Annotated in this window: 16 protein-coding genes and 1 pseudogene; 1 reads left to right on the forward strand and 16 read right to left on the reverse strand. The window is 70.9% G+C overall.

The features are described from left to right. Positions 1-206: 206 nt before the first annotated feature. The 6 genes from ACFV20_RS34670 to ACFV20_RS34695 form a co-directional block, all read right to left on the reverse strand. On the reverse strand, positions 207-1,361 hold the full coding sequence (locus ACFV20_RS34670; protein ID WP_385664546.1) for an LLM class flavin-dependent oxidoreductase: 1,155 nt from the start codon (positions 1,359-1,361) through the stop codon (positions 207-209). Positions 1,362-1,387: 26 nt separating this feature from the next. After that, a complete protein-coding gene (locus ACFV20_RS34675; protein ID WP_385664549.1) occupies positions 1,388-2,575 on the reverse strand; it encodes an SfnB family sulfur acquisition oxidoreductase in 1,188 nt (395 codons plus the stop codon). After that, positions 2,572-3,129 (reverse strand): NADPH-dependent FMN reductase, encoded by a 558-nt coding sequence (ssuE, locus tag ACFV20_RS34680; RefSeq protein ID WP_385664551.1) that lies wholly within the window; start codon positions 3,127-3,129, stop codon positions 2,572-2,574. Before ssuE ends, ACFV20_RS34675 begins: the two co-directional genes overlap by 4 nt. A gap of 11 nt (positions 3,130-3,140) precedes the next feature. Then, a complete protein-coding gene (locus tag ACFV20_RS34685) occupies positions 3,141-4,358 on the reverse strand; it encodes an acyl-CoA dehydrogenase family protein (protein ID WP_385664554.1) in 1,218 nt (405 codons plus the stop codon). A gap of 39 nt (positions 4,359-4,397) precedes the next feature. Next, on the reverse strand, positions 4,398-5,525 hold the full coding sequence (gene sfnG / locus ACFV20_RS34690; RefSeq protein ID WP_385664557.1) for a dimethylsulfone monooxygenase SfnG: 1,128 nt from the start codon (positions 5,523-5,525) through the stop codon (positions 4,398-4,400). A gap of 190 nt (positions 5,526-5,715) precedes the next feature. After that, positions 5,716-5,796 carry a putative leader peptide gene (locus ACFV20_RS34695; protein ID WP_358839838.1) on the reverse strand — a complete coding sequence of 27 codons (81 nt, stop codon included), beginning with the start codon at positions 5,794-5,796 and terminating at the stop codon, positions 5,716-5,718. A gap of 138 nt (positions 5,797-5,934) precedes the next feature. Here ACFV20_RS34695 and ACFV20_RS34700 point away from each other — a divergent pair. Continuing rightward, a pseudogene (locus ACFV20_RS34700) lies at positions 5,935-6,111 on the forward strand (LysR family transcriptional regulator); the annotation flags it as partial. Between the two features lie 314 nt (positions 6,112-6,425). On the opposite strand, the gene ACFV20_RS34705 reads toward ACFV20_RS34700, so the two are convergent. The 10 genes from ACFV20_RS34705 to ACFV20_RS34750 all read right to left on the reverse strand — a co-directional run bounded on the left by ACFV20_RS34705 (position 6,426) and on the right by ACFV20_RS34750 (position 16,522). After that, on the reverse strand, positions 6,426-6,635 hold the full coding sequence (locus ACFV20_RS34705) for a hypothetical protein (protein WP_385664560.1): 210 nt from the start codon (positions 6,633-6,635) through the stop codon (positions 6,426-6,428). A 227-nt stretch (positions 6,636-6,862) separates the two neighbouring features. Beyond that, positions 6,863-8,203: an NtaA/DmoA family FMN-dependent monooxygenase gene (locus tag ACFV20_RS34710; RefSeq protein ID WP_385664563.1), complete on the reverse strand. Its 1,341-nt coding sequence runs from the start codon at positions 8,201-8,203 to the stop codon at positions 6,863-6,865. 20 nt (positions 8,204-8,223) lie between these two features. Further along, positions 8,224-9,426 (reverse strand): LLM class flavin-dependent oxidoreductase, encoded by a 1,203-nt coding sequence (locus ACFV20_RS34715; protein WP_385664565.1) that lies wholly within the window; start codon positions 9,424-9,426, stop codon positions 8,224-8,226. A 188-nt stretch (positions 9,427-9,614) separates the two neighbouring features. Beyond that, positions 9,615-10,883, reverse strand: a complete 1,269-nt coding sequence (locus ACFV20_RS34720) for a vanadium-dependent haloperoxidase (protein WP_385664568.1) — start codon at positions 10,881-10,883, stop codon at positions 9,615-9,617. A 146-nt stretch (positions 10,884-11,029) separates the two neighbouring features. Next, the gene (locus tag ACFV20_RS34725; RefSeq protein ID WP_385664570.1) at positions 11,030-12,013 is read right to left on the reverse strand and encodes an ABC transporter substrate-binding protein; all 984 of its coding nucleotides are present in this window, start codon (positions 12,011-12,013) and stop codon (positions 11,030-11,032) included. A gap of 39 nt (positions 12,014-12,052) precedes the next feature. Continuing rightward, positions 12,053-12,859 carry an amino acid ABC transporter ATP-binding protein gene (locus tag ACFV20_RS34730; protein ID WP_385664573.1) on the reverse strand — a complete coding sequence of 269 codons (807 nt, stop codon included), beginning with the start codon at positions 12,857-12,859 and terminating at the stop codon, positions 12,053-12,055. Then, positions 12,856-13,887, reverse strand: a complete 1,032-nt coding sequence (locus ACFV20_RS34735; protein ID WP_385664577.1) for an amino acid ABC transporter permease — start codon at positions 13,885-13,887, stop codon at positions 12,856-12,858. Before ACFV20_RS34735 ends, ACFV20_RS34730 begins: the two co-directional genes overlap by 4 nt. Positions 13,888-13,908: 21 nt before the next feature. Continuing rightward, a complete protein-coding gene (locus ACFV20_RS34740; RefSeq protein WP_385664580.1) occupies positions 13,909-14,868 on the reverse strand; it encodes an ABC transporter substrate-binding protein in 960 nt (319 codons plus the stop codon). Further along, positions 14,865-15,389 (reverse strand): GNAT family N-acetyltransferase, encoded by a 525-nt coding sequence (locus tag ACFV20_RS34745; protein WP_385664583.1) that lies wholly within the window; start codon positions 15,387-15,389, stop codon positions 14,865-14,867. Before ACFV20_RS34745 ends, ACFV20_RS34740 begins: the two co-directional genes overlap by 4 nt. Next, complete coding sequence (locus ACFV20_RS34750; RefSeq protein ID WP_385664629.1) at positions 15,386-16,522, reverse strand: LLM class flavin-dependent oxidoreductase; 1,137 nt, start codon at positions 16,520-16,522, stop codon at positions 15,386-15,388. The genes ACFV20_RS34745 and ACFV20_RS34750 overlap by 4 nt, the downstream gene beginning before the upstream one ends. Positions 16,523-16,629 lie beyond the last annotated feature (107 nt).

Below are 16,629 nucleotides of genomic sequence, written 5' to 3' on the forward strand. Positions count from 1 at the left end.
GTTCGAGGCGGGCCGCCGGGGGCCGTCGCTCCTCCTGGGCGGGGGCGGCCCGGCCGGGTCTGCTGGGCCGCGCCTGCCGCTCGCTCACGGCCGGCCACGCTTGCCGCCGGATGCGCGCGCCGGCCTGCAGGCCGAGGGCTGCACCGTCGCCATGACCCGGGGCCGGGAGCTGCCCCGCCCCACCTTCCCGCCTCGGCCCCGCCCGCCTACCGCGCCCCGCCCGCGAACGGGATTTCCGCCGCGCCGCCCCCGCGCACCGGGCCGTCCGGGTGCGTCCAGAATCCCGCCTCGGCCAGCCGGGGCAGCACACCCTCGCCGAACCAGTACGCCTCCTCCAGGTGCGGGTAGCCGGAGAGCACGAACTCCTCGATGCCCAGGGCCGCGTACTCCTTGATCCGCTCGGCGACCTCCTCGTGGCTGCCGACCAGCGCCGTGCCCGCGCCGCCCCGGACCAGCCCGATGCCGGCCCACAGGTTCGGGTGGATCTCCAGGGCGTCCCGGCTGCCGCCGTGCAGGGCGAGCATGCGCTGCTGCCCCTCGGACTCACTGCGGGCCAGGCCCGCCTGGACTGCCTTGACGGCCTCGGGATCGAAGCCGTCCACGAGCCGGTTCGCCTCCGCCCAGGCCTGCTCGGACGTGTCGCGCGTGATGACATGCAGCCGGATGCCGAACCGGACGGTGCGTCCCTGCTCGGCTGCCAGCCTCCGGATCCACGCGATCTTCTCGGCCACGGCGGCCGGCGGCTCGCCCCAGGTGAGGTAGACGTCCGCATGACGCGCGGCGATCTCGCCGGCGATCGGTGAGGAGCCGCCGAAGTACACCTCCGGGACCGGGTCGGGCACCCGGGCGAGCGTGGCGTCCTCGACCTGGAGGTGCTCGCCGACCAGATCGACGGTCTTGCCCTGCCACAACTCCCGGACGATCTGGAGGAATTCGCCGGTGCGGCGGTACCGGTCGTCCTTGTCGAGGAAGTCGCCGTAGGCGCGCTGTTCGTGGCTCTCGCCGCCGGTGACGACGTTGAGCAGCAGCCGTCCGCCGGTCTGCCGCTGGAAGGTGGACGCCATCTGCGCGGCGAGTGTGGGTGAGACGAAGCCGGGCCGGAAGGCGACCAGGAACTTCAGCCGCTCGGTGTTCTGGCTGACCATCGCGGTGGTGAGCCACGCGTCCTCGCACCAGGCACCCGTGGGGGTGAGCGCGCCGACGAAACCGAGGTCCTCGGCGGCGCGGGCGATCTGGCTCAGGTAGGCGACCGACGGCGGACGGTCGCGGCCGGACGCGGTGGCGGGCGTGCCGTGGCCGCCGCCGACGACGTGGCGGCTGTCGCCGTTGGTGGGCAGGAACCAGTGGAAGGTGAGGGACATGGGGGCATCTCCGATCAAGGGCCCGTTCAGAGCAGTCCGTGCCGGGGCGGCCGGGTGCCGTTCAGGAGGTAGCGGCCGATGTGCTGGACCTTCCAGCGGGCCGGATCGTGCAGGGTGTGGGTGCGGGCGTCGCGCCAGTGGCGGTGCAGGCCCAGGGAGTCGAGGGCGGCGCGGGTGCCGGCGACCTCGAAGAGGGCGCTGCCGACCTCCACTGCCGCCTCTGCCGCGCTCACCTTGGCCGCGGCGACCGCGATCGACGCCTCGGCTGCGGAGTCGTCGGTCAGGTCGTCCCGGGCGGCGTCGACCGTCCGGGCGGCCTCACGCAGCAGTGCCCGCGCCGCCCTGACCCGGAGGTCGAGCTCGCCGAACCGCTGGACGAGCAGCGGGTCCTCCGCGGCCGTCTCGAACCCGCTCTCGAACCACGGCCGGCTCTTGGTGCGGACGAAGTCCACGGCCTCCGCGAGCGCGCCGGAGGCGATGCCCGCGTCGATGGCGGCGTGCAACAACTGGGCTACTGCCCCGTGGAGTTGGGGGCCTTGGAAGGTGAGGTGGTGCGGCACGACCCGATCGGCTGGGACGGACACCGACTCCAGGCGGACGGTGCCGCTGGCGGTGGTGCGCTGTCCCATGCCGTCCCAGTCGTCCACGACCGTGAGGCCGGGCGCGTCGCGCGGTACGTACGCCACGTGCAGGGTGTCGTCGTCGGCGCGGGCGAGGACGGGGATCCAGTGGGCGAACAGCGCGCCCGTGGAGTAGTGCTTCACGCCGTCGAGGACGTACGACCCGTCCGGGCGCCGGGCGAGCCTGGTCCGGATGTCCTGCACGTGCTTGGTGCCCGCCTCGGACTGGGCGTTACCGAAGCGCTTGCCGTGCAGCACCTCGCCGAAGAAGAACTTCTGCTGCTCGTGCGTCCCCTGCCGGCGCAGCACGTTGACGTAGACGAAGTGGCTCTGCGGGATCTGGGCGAGGCTGGCGTCGGCGGCGGCCAGCAGCCGGAAGATCTCGGCGAGCGTCTCCGCACGGACGTCCGCGCCGCCGTACTCGGCCGGGACAGTGACGGCCAGCAGCCCGGAGGCGGAGAGCCGTTCCAGCTCCGCGTGCGGCAGCCGGCGTACCGCGTCCCGCTCCGCGGCGTCCTTGCGGAAGTCCGCGGCCAGACCGGCGGCGACGGCGAGGGCCTCGCCGTCACCGCCGATCACGACCGGGGCGCTCATCCGGTGGCCGCCAGGCGGGCCGTACGGCCGCCCAGCGCGGCGGAGAACAGGTCCGTGACCTGGGCCAGCGCCTCGGCCGAACCCGGCGCGACGAGCAGGGAGCCGTCGTCGCCCACCGTGAGGTCCTTGTCGAGGGTGAACCAGCCCGGGACGATGTGCGTGGCACCCATGGAGCTCAGCACGGGGCGCAGGGCGTAGTCGATGGCCAGGACGTGGGCGGTGGAGCCGCCCGTGGCCAGCGGCAGCACCGTCTTGCCGGCCAGCGCGTACTGCGGGAGCAGGTCCAGCAGGGACTTCAGCAGCCCGGAGTAGGCGGCCTTGTAGACGGGGGTACCGACCACGAGCGCGTCGGCCCGCTCGACCAGGGCGGTGGCCCGGATGATCTCCGGGTGCCGGAAGTCCGCCCCGAGCAGCGCCTCGGCGGGCAGGGTCCGGACGTCGAACGGGATCACCTCGTGACCCTGCGCGGTGAGCCGGTCGTCCAGGTGGCGCAGCAGCCGGGCGGTGCGGGAGGTGGCGGACGGACTGCCGGAGACGGAGAGGATGGTGGCCATGGGAGGACCTTTCAGGAGTACCAGGTGGGCTGCGGCAGTTCGCCGGTGAGGACATGGCGGCCGACCTCGCGGCGCTTGTAGGCGACGGGGTCGTGGAGCGAGTGGGTGCGGACGTTGCGCCAGAAGCGGTCGAGGCCCTCCGCGGAGGCGGTGGCACGCGCGCCGGTCACCTCGAAGATGCGGTGGGTGACGTCCAGGGCCACGTCGGTGGCACGGGCCTTGACCGCGGCCACCCGGACCTCGAACTCGCCCCGGGCCTGTTCGGTGACCGCGTCCGGGTCGTCGTGCAGCTTCTGGCCCTCGGCGGCCACGGCGTCGGCCAGGGCCTCGACGGCCCACAGCTTGGCGGTGAGGTCACCGTAGATGTCGATGACGTACGGCTCGTCGACGGCCTGCTCGTGGCCGCCGTGCAGCCAGGGACGTGACTTGGTCCGGGTGTAGGTGGCGGCGGTCTCCAGCGCGCCGGCGGCGATGCCGAGGTAGAAGTTGACGAAGACGAGCTGGATGGTGGGCACGTTGAGGGTGTTGTAGACGCGCGGCTGGAACCGCTTGTCGACGTAGCCCGCCGCGGCCGACCAGGGGACGCGTACGGCGTCGAGGGTGACGCCGCCGCTCTCGGTGAGGCGCTGGCCGATGTTGTCCCAGTCGTCGTGGAAGGTCAGGCCCTCGCTGTCGGACGGGACGATGGCGAACACGTGGTCGTCGGTGCCGGCCAGGACGCCTTCCAGCACGGTGACGTCGGAGACCTTGCTGCCGGTGGAGAAGGTCTTGCGGCCGGTGAAGGTGAGCGTGTCGCCCTCGTCCCTCACCACCACGTCCTCGTCGCGCGGGTTGACCGCACCACCGAAGAACCACTGGTTGCGGGCGGCCTCGGCCTCTACGTGCTCCCACTGTTCGCGGGTGCCGACCAGCCGGGCGGCCCAGTTCCACAGGTAGTGGTAGCCGAGCAGCTGGCCGATGGAACCGTCCGCCTTGGCGACCTCGCGGACGACCCGGTAGGCGGTGGGCCAGTCCTGGCCCGCGCCGCCGTGCTCGACGGGGCCGAGGAGGGTGACCAGGCCGGACTCCTTCAGCAGCCGGACCTCGGCGTACGGGGTGGCGGCGGCCTTGTCCCGGGCGGCGGCGTCGGAGGCGAGGACGGCGGCGACCTCCGCGGCGCGGGCGATCCAGCCGGCGGCGTCGGTCGGGGCGGGGGCGGTCTTCCAGTCGCTCGGTGCGACGGTGCTCATGGGGATACCTCTTTCACGGTCGGTGCCGGGCACGGGTGGTCAGGCGCGGGCGGCGACGGGCTCGGACTCCGGCTGCCGGGCCTCCAGTTCGCGTACGAGGGGCAGCACGCGCTTGCCGAAGTACTCGACCTCCTCCAGGTAGTGCAGGAAGCCGAGGAGGAAGAGGTCGACGCCGAGCCGCTTGTAGGCGACGATCCGCTCGGCGATCTGTTCGGGGGTGCCGATCAGACCGGTGCGGAAGCCGTCGTTGTACTGCACGAGGTCCTCGAAGCTGGAGTCCTGCCACATGCCCTTGCCGTCGGCGGTGGACTGCCCGGCCTGCTGGACGGCGTCTCGGAAGCCGTGCACGGCCGGGGTGTCGGCCTTGGCGACGATCTCGCGGAGCGTGTCGCGGGCCTCGGCCTCGGTGTCGCGGGCGATGAGGAAGCCGTTCAGGCCGAACTTCGGTGCCGTACGGCCCGCTTGGGCGGCGGAGGCACGGACGTCGGCGATCTGCTCGGTGACGCCGTCGAAGTCCTTGCCGTTGCTGAAGTACCAGTCGGAGACGCGGCCCGCCATGGCCCGGGCGGCGGTGGAGTTACCGCCCTGGAAGATCTCCGGGTGCGGACGTTCGGCGGTGTTCAGCGGCTTGGGCTTGAGGGAGAAGTCACGCACCCGGTAGAAGTCACCGGCGAGTTCGGCGTGGTCCTCGGTCCAGATCGTCCGCAGGGCGGTGATGAACTCCTCCGCGCGGCGGTAGCGTTCGTCGTGCTCCAGCCAGGGTGCGCCGAGGGCCGTGAACTCGCCCTTGAACCAGCCGCTGACGACGTTGACGGCGAAGCGTCCGCCCGACAGGTGGTCGGCGGTGGCGCCGAGCTTGGCCAGTACACCCGGGTGCCACAGGCCGGGGTGGACGGCGGCGATGACCTTCAGGCGCTCGGTGGCAAGCAGCAGGGCGAGACTGAAGCTGGTCGACTCGTGCTGGAACTCGGCGCCGTAGCTGGCCATGTAGCGGACCTGGCTGAGGGCGTAGTCGAAGCCGTTGTTCTCGGCGAGGACGGCCAGTTCGCGGTTGTAGTCGTAGCCCCAGTCGGTGCGCTGCTCGATGGTGCTGGTGACCAGTCCGCCGCTGACGTTCGGGACCCAGTAGGCGAAGCGGACGGGGTCGGTTGCGGGGAATTCGGGCATGGGGAGACTCCTGGCATGAGTACGCACGCGAGAGGGGCGCATGCGCGACAGGGAAACGTGTTCAGTGACCGGGATCCGGACGTGCGGGGACGACGTTCCCGGGAAAAGCCGAAATCACCGCGGACAACGGCTTGCAGTGGAATTCACGAAGAAAGATCAGCGCGAGTGCGAGGGTTTCCCTCGGGTGCGCTCAGGCCCGACAGCGACAACAGGAGCTGGAGACACGCGCAAGGTCGACATGGCGTCGCCGCGTGAGGTCCTGTCGCTTCATGTCATCGATCAAAGCAGCGGGAGGTCCGGCCGGTCAAGAATGCCCGGAGCTGATTCCACATGCTGAGAGCAGGAATTCACGAGGTTGTGACAGGGATTCCCTTGAACCCGGTCGGCGGCGATGGGCGGCCCCGCTGTCGTGCGTATAGAACAGCTCGAATACCTCGCGGCCGTGACCCGGTCGGGTTCACTGCGGCGAGCCGCGGAGGAACTGCACCTGTCCCAGCCGGCGCTCAGCGAGACCGTGCGCAATCTGGAGCGCGAGCTGGGCGTGGACCTGCTGGAGCGCAAGCGGTCCGGGGCGAGCTGGTCGGCGCGCAGCAGTCCGAGATCCATCGCGGGCTGCTGGAGGGCGCTTTCGATCTGGGGCTGGTGAACTACCTCACGGCCGCTCGCGCACGAGGTGACCGACGTGCTGCTGGTCCCGCAGAGCCGCCCTTCCGGCCGGGTCCCCCGGGCAGTCCGCGATCTGCACCGGCTGTTCGTGCGCAACGCCCGCACGTGCGACGCCCCTTCGTGAAGCGGCCCGAGCAGACCTTGGTCACCCAGGTGCCGCACCACCGCGTCGACCGTATGGCCCTGCCCTGGGTGCCGCGCACGGCGGCCTCCGGCCGGCTCCGGCCGTCCGGGTCAATGGCGCGGGCCCGTGCCATGGGGACCTCCTGGCTCGCGGTCCACCTGCTGCGACTCCGGCGGCCGTCCCGGCACCAGGACGGCGAGGGTGCTGCGCGCTTCACACCGCAGCTTGCGGCGCCGCGCGAAGGTCGCGGTCAGGGCGAGGATCGAAACCGTGCCCCCGTAGAACACAGCGGCAATCGTGGAGAGAAGCCCGATCGTCATCGGGCACGCACCTTTCTTCCCCCGCTCGGCCTACCCGGCTCACGGCCCGGGGTGGGCGTTGATGCGTTTCCTCTCCATGATACGGGCGCCGTCAACTCCGTTCGCATGCACACTCATTGCTGGCCGGAACGGGCACCTCCGGTGGGCACGTGGAGATCCCGGTCCCGCAGACGGAGGGTGGCCCACACCTTGACCAGTCCGGTCAGCGCGGGACCTCGCGGAAGCGGTCAGTGGGCCAGGCCGAGGTGGTCGCGCAGGGTCGGGCCCTCGTACTCGGTGCGGAACACGCCCTGTTCCTGCAGGAGCGGGACGACCTTGTCGGCGAACTCGTCGAGGCCGGTCGGGGTGATGTGCGGGACGAGGATGAAGCCGTCACTTGCGTCGGCCTGCACGAACGCGTTGAGGGTGCGGGCGATCGTCTCGGCCGAACCGATGAAGTTCTGCCGGTTGCCGGTCTCGATGACCAGGTCGCGGATCGACCAGTTGTTCGCGGCGGCGAGCTCGCGCCACTCGCGGGCGGTGGCCAGCGGGTCGCGGTACATGCGGACCTGGGCACGGCCCTTGGAGATGTGGTTGTCGCTGACATCAGGGTCGATGTCGGGGAGTGGCCCGTCCGGGTCGTAGGAGGACAGGTCCCGGTTCCAGACGAACTCCAGATGCTTGAGGGCGGTGGCGCCGCTGACCTGCCGGCGGCGCACCACCTTGGCCAGCTCCTCCGCCTCGGCGTCGGTGTCGGCGAGGGTGAAGGTGGCGGCGGGCAGGATCAGCAGGTGGTCGGGGCGGCGGCCGTATCTGGCGAGGCGCTTCTTGACGTCGGCGTAGAAGGCCCGGCCTGCTTCGAGGGTGGCGTGCCGGCTGAAGATCGCGTCGGCTTCGGAGGCGGCGAACTCGCGGCCCTCCTCGGAGTCGCCGGCCTGGAAGATCACCGGGCGGCCCTGCGGCGAGCGCGGCACGTTGAACTGCCCGTGGATGTCGAAGTGCTGCCCGGTGTGGACGAAGGCTCCGGCCTTGGCGTCCCGCAGGAAGGCGCCGGTCTCCTGGTCGGCGAGGATCTCGTCGCCGTGCCAGGAGTCGAAGAGCTCGTTCGCCGTGGCCAGGAACTCCTTCGCGCGGGAGTAGCGCTCCTCCTGCGGCAGGAAGCCGCCGCGGCGGAAGTTCTCGCCGGTGAAGGCGTCCCAGGAGGTGACGACGTTCCAGGCGGAGCGCCCGCCGGAGAGGTGGTCGAGGCTGGCGAACTGGCGGGCGACCTCGTAGGGCTCGTTGAAGGTGGAGTTGATGGTGCCGGTCAGGCCCAGGTGCTCGGTGACGGCGGCGAGCGCGGCGAGGACGGTGAAAGTGTCGGGGCGGCCGACGACGTCCAGGTCGTAGATCTTGCCGCCCTGTTCGCGCAGCCTGAGGCCCTCGGCGAGGAACAGGAAGTCGAACTTGGCGCGTTCGGCGGTCTGCGCGAAGTGGACGAAGGAGCTGAACTCGATGTGGCTGCCGGCCTTCGGGTCGCTCCACACGGTGGTGTTGTTGACTCCGGGGAAGTGGGCGGCCAGGTGGATCTGCTTCAAGGGCTTGGTCATCGGTCGGGGATCCTTCCGGCTCAGGCAGCGGCGTAGCGGTTGGCGGGGCGGGCCAGGCCCAGCAGGCCGCGCAGGGTGTCGGCCTCGTAGGTGTGACGGAAGGCGCCCCGGCGCTGCAGTTCGGGGACCAGCTTCCGGGTGATCGCCGGGAGGTCGTGGCCGGCGACGGCGGGACGCAGCCGGAAACCGGTCAGTCCGGCGCTGTGCAACTCCTGTAGCAGATCGGCGAGTTCGGAGGGCGTGCCGGTGAAGATGGGGGCATCACTCGTGTACGGCTGCCCCGCGAGCGTGTCGAGCCGTTCCCGGCGGGCGGTCGCGGCGGCCGGGTCGTCGTCGAGGAAGACGACCAGGTCGCCGAAGACATGGAGGGGTTCGGTGGCTCGCCCCACGGCGTTCTGTTCGGCGCGGATCCGGGCGATGACGGCGCGGGCCTCGTCGGCGTCGTGCGGGGTGACGTATCCGACGTCGGCGGCGCGGGCCACCAGCCGGTACGGGACGGTGTCGTGGGCGAGGGCGCTGACGATGGGCTGGCCCTGCGGCGGGCGGGGCGTGATGCCAGGGCCTCTGACGCTGAAGTGCCTGCCCTCGAAGTCGATGGAGTGGAGCTTGTCGCGGTCGACGAAGCGGCCGGTGACCGCGTCCCGGATCTCCGCGTCGTCCTCCCAGCTGTCCCACAGGCGGCGCACGACCTCCACGTAGTCGGCGGCCTCGTCGAAGAGGTCGGCCACCAACTCCCGGGCGTCCGGGTGGTCGTAGGCCTCGATGGGCGGGACGGTGCGGCGGCCGAAGTGCGCCGCCTCGTTCGGGCGGGCCGTGATCTGTACGCGCAGGCCGGCACGGCCGGCGCTGACGTAGTCGAGGGTGGCGATCGCCTTGGAGATGTGGAACGGCTCCGTGTGCGTGACCACCACCGTCGGCACCAGACCTATGTGCCGGGTCAACGGTGCGACGCGGGAGGCGATGAGGACTGCGTCGAGTCGGCCGCGGACCTGGTCGGTGCGCTCGTCCGGTTCCAGGAAGTGCGAGGACTGCGGGCCGAGGCCGTCCTCGACGGTGACGAAGTCGAGCAGCCCGCGTTCGGCCTCGGCGACCAGATCGGCCCAGTATCCGGCGGTGAACAGGTCGCGCGGGCGGGACACCGGCTCGCGCCAGGAGGCGGGATGCCAGCCGGTGCCGTCCAGGGCGACGGCGAGGTGCAGGGAAGAAGGAGGGGTTGAGGACACGAGTGGGTACCTTCCTGGAAGTCCGTGACGAGAGCACCGGCCCCCGGCTCGGACAGGAGGAGGCACCGGCGGGGAAGGAACGGGTCAGGAACAACAGAGCGCGCCGGCCACGCGCTGGAGGTCTGTGTGAGGCCCGAGCGCCGGGAGATGCCACCTGGCACCGAGTGGGGGCGGGGTGCCGGTGCCGCTCACAGCGGGCCGAACAGGCGCGCGGCGTTGCGCAGGGCGTGCGTCGCCACCCGCTCGCCGAGGACGAGACCGGCCTCGTCGGCCGAGCGGGTGTGGATGCCGGAGTACACGCGGGCGTCCACGTTCTCCTGGGACAGTCGGCTCCAGGTCGTGTACGTGCGGGTCACGCCGGGGGCGGTGGGGCTGATCAGCTGGAAGGGTGCTGTGCGCGGCCCGACGAGCGCCGAGAGGACCGCTTCCGCGGCGCCCGAGTACGTGTTGTGGCCGCTGGGGTAGTCGGGGTGGGCCGGCGTGGTGTGCAGCGGCGTCCATGTGGGGTCGGGGGCGATCGAGCCGGTACGGATGGCCGTGACCGGGCGCCACCGCAGATAGGCGTACTTGCTGTCGGAGGTGGCGATCTGCGTGTCCACCGAGGCGACGTGGAACAGGGCCACCAGCCTGGCCCGTCCGGCGCTGGACTGCGGCGACCGGGCGAGGGCCACCCGCAGCGGCTCGGTGTAGAGCGTCAGTGAGGAACCGAGCCAGAAGGTGGCGGTCTCTGTCTGCCTCTTCGTGCGTACGGTGCTGTCCGCCGCCCCGTGGGTACGGACTTCGGCCAGATCGGCGCGGTAGCGCGCGGAGTCCAGGGCGGGCGGCGCGGGCAGCCGGTACTGGTCGGGGCTGTCCAGCAGGAAGGGCCGGGCGAGCCGGTTGCCGTACTGCGCGGCCGGGGCGTAGGCGGGCGGGGTCGGCTGCCACACTCCAGGAGCCGCCGGTGGGACGGTGAACGGCGCGTTGACCGAGGCCGGGTCGAGGCCGTCACCCTCGCGGGCGGCGAGCACCAGCCGCGCCTGGCGGGCACCGGCCGCCACGCCCTTCGACTCGGCCGCTCCGTCGGGAACGCCCTGAAGCGTCGCGCGCAGAGCGGCGTCCAGTTCCTGAGTGCGGGAGGGGACCAGCGCCACCAGAGCGTCGTGCACGGCGGACGCCAGGGCCGCGTCCTGGAAGTCGCCCCGGTCGACGCCGGACGGCACCACGCGGGTGGCTCGGGCCGCCGCGAGCCAGCTGACGGCCCAGGTGCGGCTGTTCGTGATCTGCGTAGGGGCGGCGTCCGCCGCGATGGTGGCCGCTGTCGTGTCGTACCAGTCGAGCGCGACGGACGAACGCGGCTGCTCCTCCACCACGGCGGCCGTGGCGGACGGGACGGTGACGGATGCGGCCAGCAGGACGGCCGAGCCCAGCGTCACCAGGACGGGACGGACGGGATGACGGGTTCTGAACCAGTTCACGCGTACTCCTTCGCGGACGTGCGGATGATCCGTGGTGTTGTTGACGCCGGGGAATGAGCGGCGAGGTGAACTCGCTTGCGGGACCTCGTGTCCTGTACCAAGGCGGGGGTGCGCAGGCGTCGTACGGCCCGCGCACCCCGGGTCGGCTACTTGTTGGTCTTGGGCAGGCCGGGCGGGTTGATCCCGGACTTGGTCACGGCCTCGTCGGACAGGCCCCAGCGCTTGAGTACCTTCGCGTACGTGCCGTTCTCGATGACGTGGTTGAGGGCGTCGGCGAGCGGCTCGACCAGTCCGCTGTCCTTCTTGGTGGTGGCCGCGATGAGGCCCTGGAGGGTGGAGCCCGCGCCGGAGTACGTGCCGACCACTTCCGTCTTGCCGGTGGTGGCCGCGTGGTAGGCGGCGGTCGGGTTGGGGCCGAGGTAGAGGTCGATGCGGCCGGACTGGAGGGCGAGGTAGGTGTCGCTGTCGTTCTGGTAGTACTTGATGTCCACCGGCTTGCGGCCGGCCTTCTCGTTCTCCTTGCTCCACTCGATCAGCAGCTTCTCCTGGTTCGTGCCGCTGCCTACCGCGACCGTCCTGCCCGCCACGTCCTCGGGCCCACTGACCTTCAGGCCGCTGTCCTTCTTCGCCTCGAAGCCCAGGTTGTCCTCGCGGTAGGTGGCGAAGTCGTACTTCTCCTTGCGCTCCTCGGTGACGGTGATGTTGCTGAAGCCGACGTCGTACTTGGCGCTGTCCAGGCCGACGAAGATGTTCTCCCAGGACACCGTGTTGATGTGCAGCTTGAGGCCCAGTACGTCGGCGACCAGGGAGGCGATGTCGGGCTCGACGCCGATGATGGTCTTGTTGTCGGTGGCGAAGAAGGTCAGAGGCGCGGCGGAGCCGGAGGAGTTGACGATCTCCAGGGTGCCTCTCTTGCGGATCTTCTCCGGGACCTCGGCGGCTATGGAGTCGACCTTGTCGGTGGTGATGCGGTTCTGGTCGGGACTGATGTTGATCTTCGTCTTGCCGCCCGACGCTGCCGCGACCTCGGTCGTGCCGCCGTCGTCGGGGTTGCTGCACGCGGCGAGGACGAGGGCGGTGGCGAGTCCGAGCGCGGCTGCGGCGGTGCGGCGGGGGATCGAGCGGGACATGGTCGTGCTCCTTGCTTGCGGAAAAGGGATAAGGGGCGGTCAGAGGACCTTGGAGAGGAAGGCGCGGGTTCGCTCGTGCTGCGGGTCGTCCAGGACGGCCGCGGGCGGGCCCTGCTCCACGACGACACCGCTGTCCATGAACACCACGCTGTCGGCGACCTCGCGGGCGAATCCGATCTCGTGGGTCACGACGATCATGGTGGTTCCGGTGCGGGCCAGGTCCTTGATGACGTCGAGGACTTCGCCGACCAGTTCCGGGTCGAGCGCCGAGGTGGGCTCGTCGAAGAGCAGCACCTTCGGTTCGAGGGCGAGCGCGCGGGCGATGGCCACGCGCTGCTGCTGGCCGCCGGAGAGCTGCCGCGGGTAGGCGTCGGCCTTGTCGGCGAGGCCTACCCGGTCGAGGAGCCGGCGGGCGGTCTCCTCGGCCTCCTTGCGCGGGCGGCGCAGCGCCGAGACGGGGGCCTCGATGAGGTTGTCCAGCACGGTCAGGTGCGGGAAGAGGTTGAAGTTCTGGAAGACGAACCCGATGTGGGTGCGCTGCTTCAGTACGTCCTTCTCCTTCAGCTCGTGCAGCTTGCTCCCGGAGCGGCGGTAGCCGATGAGTTCGCCGTCGATGCTGATCCAGCCGCGGTTGACCTTCTCCAGGTGATTGATGGTGCGCAGCAGCGTGGACTTCCCGGAGCCGGACGGGCCGAGGATCACGGTGACCTCGCCGGCGCGGACCTGGAGGTCGACGCCGCGCAGCACCTCCAGCGGGCCGAAGCTCTTGTGGACGCCGTGGACGTCCACCATCACGTCGCCGACCGTCGGCGTCGCGTCCTTGACGGCCACCGTCACGTCGCTCATCGGCTGTCTCCCAAGGGCTTCGGGGGTGTCAGGGGTAGGACGGGCTGGTTGCGCTGGGCGGCGGCCGCGCGCAGGGTTCGGACGAAGCGGCGGGCGCGCTGGAGCGGGGTGGGCGGCGGGGTGCGGTTGGCGCCCCGGGCGTAGCGGCGCTCCACGTAGTACTGCGCGACCGACAGCAGGGAGGTCAGCACCACGTACCAGGCGGTGGCGACCAGCAGCAGCGGGATCACCCGGCCGTTGCGGCCGTAGATCACCTGCACCTGGTAGAACAGCTCGCCGATGGACATCACGTAGACCACCGAGGTGCCCTTGAGCAGGCCGATGATCTCGTTGCCGGCCGTGGGCAGGATGGCGCGCATGGCCTGCGGCAGCACGATCCGGCGGATCTGCCGCAGCCGGGGGATGCCCAGCGCGGCGGCCGCCTCCAGCTGCCCGTGGTCGACGGCGATGACACCACCGCGCACGATCTCGGCGGCATAGGCGGCCTGGTGCAGCGTCAGCCCGATGACGGCCGCGCCCATGGTGCCGATGATGCTGTTGCTGTCGACGGACCAGAACACCGGGCCGAAGGGGACGCCGAGCCCCAGCCTCTCGTACAGCGCGCTGAGGTTGAACCAGAACACCAGCTGGACGATCATCGGAATGGACCGGAAGATCCAGATGTAGGTCCAGGCGACGGTCTGCAGCACCGGACTGTGCGACAGCCGCATGAAGGCCAGGACGGTGCCCAGGAGGAAGCCCAGTACGGTGGCGTACGCGGTGAGCTGAAGGGTCACCCACACCGCCTGGACGATCGTCTCGGACAGCACGTAGTCGCGGAAGACCCCCCACTCCCAGACCGGATTGGTGGCCAGCCCGTGCACGAACTGGGCGACCAACACGATCACGGCGACGGCCGCCACCCAGCGGGCGTAGTGACGGGCGGGGACGACCTTGAGGGAGGCAGGATTGTCCGGAGCGGGCGGGGCCCCGGGGCCGGTGCCCGGGGTGGCTGCGCCGGGCGGCGCGATGTCGGTGGTGGATGCCATCGTGGTGTTCCTGCTCAACTCTCAGGTGTGCTCGGGCGGGTTGATCCGCGACGTGTCGATCGCGGAGGCGGAGGTGCCCCACTTCTGGAGGATCCGGGCGTACGTGCCGTCCTTGATCAGCTTGTTGACAGCGGCCTGGAACGCCTTGGTGAGGGGGGAGCCCTTCTTGAAGGCGAAGCCGACGTCGAGGCGGTGGAACTCGCCGAGGAAGGTGGTCTGCGATGCGGGCTGGGCCGCCTGGTAGCGCAGGCCGTTGATGGTCGACATGATCACGTCGATCCGGCCTTGCTGGAGTGCGGTGAGGGTGGCCGCGTTCTCCGAGTAGACCTTCACGTCGTACGGCTTCTTGCCCGCCTTCGCGCACACGCCCTTCTGCGCGGTGAGGGTCGCTTCGAAGGTGGTGCCGGCTCCCGTGCCGATGGTCAGCCCGCACAGCCGGGTGAGGTCGGTGACCTTCTTGCCGAGGGCGGTGTTGCCCGACTTCACCGCGAAGCCTTGGCCGTCGTTGATGTAGGTGACGAAGTCGATGGTCTTCAGGCGCTCGCTCGTGACGCCGAAGTTGCCGGTGCCGACGTCGTACTTGCCGCTGCCGAGGGCGGGCAGGATCGTCTCGAAGGAGGCGTCCTGCCGCTCGAGCTTCACACCGAGGACCTTGGCCACCGCGTCGGCGATGTCGATGTCCTGGCCCGCGGGCGCCTTGTCCTGCCCGTTCGGGTAGTACGCCCCGGGCGGGAATCCGACCGAGCTGCCGACCCGCAGCGTGCCCGCTTCGCGGACGTCGGCGGGCAGCAGGGCGGCGACGGAGTCCACTTTGCGTACGGCGGCGACCGGGTCGTCGGTCGGCGCGGGAGATGCCTGAGCGCCCGCCGGTGTGGTGCCGGAGGTGTCGCCGGAGCCGCAGGCGGTCAGCGCCAGTACAGGCGGCAGCAGCGCGATGGTCGCGGCGATGCGCAGGCGGGTTCTGAGCGGGTGTGGGTTCACTGGTCGGCTGCCTTTCCCGTGCGTGCTGTGCGTGCTTCGGCCGGCAGATGCTTCTCGAAGGGCAGCGGGCCGATGGTTTCCGGGTCGGCCTCGGTGTCGAACAGCGGTGTGTAGCCGGTGGCCAGGTACAGGCCGCGGGCCTCGGGCTGGCGTGGCCCGGTGGTCAGGTAGATCCGGCGGTAGCCGCGTGTGCCCGCCTCGCGTTCCAGCTCGGCGATGACCCGTCGGGCGAGACCGCGCCGCCGGTGGGCGGAGTGGGTCCAGATCCGCTTCAGTTCGGCGGTGGTCGCGTCGTACCGCCGGAAGGCGCCGCCTGCGACGGGCTCGCCGCGTTCCAGCAACAGGAGCAGCAGGCCGCCGTAGGGTGCGGTGAACTCCTCGTCGGGGTAGCGGGAGATCTCGGTGTGGGCGTCCTTGCCGTAGCGCGTGGAGTACTCGTGGCCGAGTTCGCGCAGCAGGGGTCTCACGCGCGGGTCGGAGACGAGTGCCTGAATGACCGTCAGCTCAGGCGCCGAAGTCATCCGTTCACCGCCCTCAGGGTCTGCGTCCCGCGTGCCGCCCGTTCGGCGTCGCGCTTGGCGACCTCCTCGCGGACGATCGGGATCACGTACCGGCCGAAGTCGGTGGCGTCGCCCAGCAGGTCGTAGCCGCGGGCGGAGAGGATGTCGACGCCGAGGTCGTAGTAGTCGAGGAGCGCCTGGGCCACGGTCTCGGGCGTGCCGACCAGGGCGTTGGAGTTGCCCGCGCCGCCGGTCGCGGCGGCGGTCGGGGTCCACAGGGCCCGGTCGTAGCGCTCCCCCGCCTCGGCGATGGCGATGAGCCGCTGGGAGCCGGTGTTCTGCGGCTGCGTGTGCCTGTTGTGGCGCTTGGTGATGGCCTCGCCCCGCTCCTTGCGGGCCTTGATCGCGCCGACCGTGCGGTGGGCCTTCTCCCAGGCCAGTTCCTCGGTCGGGGCGATGATCGGACGGAAGGCCACCTGGATGCGCGGCACGTCGGTGCGGCCCGCGGCCTTCGCGGCGGCCTTCACGTTCTCGATCTGCTCGGCGGTCTTCGCGAGGGGCTCGCCCCACAGGCAGTAGATGTCGGCCTCGGCGCCTCCGGCGGCGTACGCGGCCGGGGACGAGCCGCCGAACGAGACCTTCGGGCGCGGCTGCTGGACGGGAAAGACGTCGCTGACGAAATCGTGGAAGCGATAGTGCTCGCCCTCGTGGTCGAAGGGCTCGTGCGTGGTCCAGATCTTCTTGACGATCCGGATGTACTCGCGGGTGCGGGCGTAGCGCTCGTCCTTGGTGAGGGTGTCGCCCTCGCGGCCCTGCTCGTGGTCGTTGCCACCGGTGATGAAGTGGACGGTCAGCCGGCCCTCGCTGATCTGGTCGAGAGTGGCGAATGTCTTGGCGGCGAAGGTGGGGTAGGAGACGTTGGGCCGGTGGGCGAGCAGGATCTGCAGGTGCTCCAACCTGCTCGCGATGTACGCGGCGGCCGGGGCGGGGTCCGGGGACCCGGAGCCGTAGGCGAACAGCACCCGGTCCCAGCCGTGGTCCTCGTGTGCCCTGGCGAGCCGGAGCGTGTACTCCTTGTCGAACGCGGCGCCGGAGCGGGGCGTGGTTTCGGAGCCGTCGTTGGTGGCGGCGATGCCGAGGAACTCCACGGGCATGGGCATGGCCCTTTCAGGGATTGTGGCGGCACGCAGGCATGGCGGAATCGCCGTGCGTGCAGGCATGAGTGAGCAGACCGTCAGGCAGACGGGTCGGTGCAGGCGTG

This window comes from Streptomyces sp. NPDC059696, assembly GCF_042733745.1.
Classification (GTDB): Bacteria; Actinomycetota; Actinomycetes; order Streptomycetales; family Streptomycetaceae; genus Streptomyces.